The organism is Streptomyces sp. NPDC059003 (assembly GCF_042740445.1).
Taxonomy (GTDB): domain Bacteria; phylum Actinomycetota; class Actinomycetes; order Streptomycetales; family Streptomycetaceae; genus Streptomyces.
Genome location: NZ_JBHYJH010000420.1, coordinates 1 through 1,839, shown reverse-complemented (window position 1 = coordinate 1,839; position 1,839 = coordinate 1). Strand labels below are relative to the sequence as shown.

General features: G+C 66.3%; 3 pseudogenes. All 3 read left to right on the top strand.

The features are described from left to right. Nucleotides 1–149 precede the first annotated feature (149 nt). Nucleotides 150–400, top strand: a pseudogene (locus ACFWZ5_RS46295) (transposase); the annotation flags it as partial. A 424-nt stretch (nt 401–824) separates the two neighbouring features. After that, nucleotides 825–1,124, top strand: a pseudogene (locus tag ACFWZ5_RS46290) (polyprenyl synthetase family protein); the annotation flags it as partial. An 81-nt stretch (nt 1,125–1,205) separates the two neighbouring features. After that, nucleotides 1,206–1,839 (top strand): annotated as a pseudogene (locus tag ACFWZ5_RS46285) (transposase); the annotation flags it as partial.

Genomic DNA, 1,839 nt, shown 5'->3' with positions numbered 1-1,839 from the left:
CTGACCGCATAACCACACGAAACAGCGCCTACCTCCCAGATGGAAGGCCCGAGTGATGTCACCACGGCAACGACCAGGGGCCCTGCCGCGTCACGGACCACCCAGCCCGACCGTCACCACCCCTCAAGCCCCAGGATGAGAAGCGTTCGCTGGTGCCTCGCGCAGAAAATGCCGACGGGCTCTCACGCTGGATCGCCCAGGTCCGCACAGCCGATCTGCCGCATCTACGCGCCTTTGCTCGAGCGCTGAAGCGGGGCAGCGACGCCGCGATCGCGCACTCACGCTTCCGTACAACAATGGCCCCACCGAGGGCGTCAGCACCAAGACAAAGCGGATCGCACACCAGATGCACGGGCGAGCAGGCGGCACCTCACTTCGCCACCGCATCCTTCTCGGGTAGCGGCACGCTCCGTTACCACCGAAGGTGAGACAGGGCAGTTGAGACGCCCGCCGCTGCCGTCCAGCTTGACGAACTGCAAGCCAACGGTCACACTGTGATTTGAACGTGGGCTTTTGCGTCTACATTGCCCGAGGTCACCCTGTTCACGCAGGAGTTCCATCAGTCCCGCGCCGCGAGCCTGGGTGATATCGGAGCAACTGCCCGGTCTGTGATCGCCGCCGAACAACAGGCGTCCTTGCGCATCCGTGACCACTACAGCTTCACGGCGTTCTGAGCGATCCGCGACGTCCTGCTGATCCTCGACGACCGCCGCATCAACATCACCCCAGCCGGACACCGCCACCCCGCCGCAGTCGACCTGCTCACCTCAGTCGGCACCGATAACCACCAGGTTGCTTTCTGACGGCTCCAGGTGAACCACGCGATGACCCTGACCTCCCCGGCACGTCCCACACGCGAGGCCCGCCAGATCCTGGCCGACGCCGCCACCGCGACCACCCCCGCCCTGCGCGCGGCCATCGACGATCTGCCCCAGACCATCCCGCATCCGGTCCACGTGCATTTCGGCTGGGCAACCGCGGACGGCAGCCTGGGCAAAGCGGTACGCTCGGCCTTGGCCCTGCTCACCTGCCAGGGCATGGGCAGACCCTCCACAGCGGCACTGCCAGCGGCCGTCACGGTGGAACTGATCCACAATGCTTCTCTGCTCCACGACGACATCATCGACAGCGACCGGCTAGTGTCCTGCGCCAGAGATGGGCCTGTAAATAGAGCGGTGTTACTCCGATCATGGGGGATCACCTGTATGACCAGTGAGAACGTAGCCGAGGAGACGTCCGGGGCGGTCGCTGTGGAGGCAGTGTCGTCAGCAGGCGTGGGTGAGAGGTTCATCGAGGAGCTCGTCGCCCGGGCTCAGGTCGGCGGGCTGCAGCTGAGCGGTGAGGGCGGGCTGCTGCAGCAGCTGACGAAGCGGCTGCTGGAGTCCGCTCTCGACGGTGAGATGACCGGTCACCTCGGCTATGGCAAGCACGGTGCGGTGGGCAAGGACGGCGGCAACTCGCGCGACGGCAGGCGGTCGAAGACCGTGCTGACGGACGTGGGCCCGGTCGGGATCGAGGTGCCGGGGGACCGGGAAGGCTCCTTCGAGCTGCAGATCGTCAGGAGGCGGCAGCGGCGGCTGACCGGTGTGGACGAGATGGTGCTGTCGCTGTCCGCGAAGGGGCTCACGCACGGGGAGATCTCGGCTCATCGCCGAGGTGTACGGCGCCGGGGTCTCCAAGACCACCATCTGCAGGATCACCGACGCGGTGATGGAGGGCATGTCCGACCGGCAGAACCGGCCGCTGGACCGCGTCTGCCCGGTCGTCTTCGTTGACTGCATCAACGTCAAGATCAGGGAGGGGCAGGTCGCCAGCCGGCCGATCTGCATGGCCTTGGCC